At 46.7% G+C, this 495-nt stretch carries 1 protein-coding gene; it reads right to left on the bottom strand.

The window, feature by feature from the left end; translation table 11 throughout:
• Window positions 1-305, bottom strand: a 305-nt coding sequence (locus tag ACTHSP_RS21690; RefSeq protein WP_440346968.1) for an L-lactate permease, incomplete at its 3' end; no start/stop codon positions are given.
• Between the last annotated feature and the right edge of the window lie 190 nt (window positions 306-495).

Below are 495 nucleotides of genomic sequence, written 5' to 3'. Positions count from 1 at the left end.
TGGGCAATCGGATTCGGGCTGATGGTAGCCAGCCATTTGCGGATGACGTCGATACAGCCGGTGGTTTCCATCATGCGGTTAAACATAATGGCACCGAAAATCACGGTAATCGGGGTCAGGGTAGAGACGAGGCCGGACGCGGCTGTTGCGTTGAGCAACATAGCGTCGTTGCCGAAATAAAACAGTTTGATGGCATAAATCAGCGCGGCGGTAATCGGCAGCGCGACGTAGGACGGCATACTGTTTTTCTTAACCATCAGCCAGATCAGCAGCACAATGGGAAAAATACTGAGAAAGAGAGCCATGGGATTATCCTTGGGGCAACGGGCACCATAACCGTCAATCAATGGCGGTTTGATGCGATGTGTTGAGTAATAGATGTTTTTCGAATAAGGATTGCCACTTTTTTAGATGCAATCAGTTATCAGGTAAATTGGTTTTACCAATTTATGAAAACTGTTGCACACTTTACGTAATCTTATGTAATCGGTCAAG

Source organism: Neisseria sp. P0001.S005, assembly GCF_051963715.1.
This window is presented reverse-complemented; position numbering and strand designations above follow the sequence as displayed.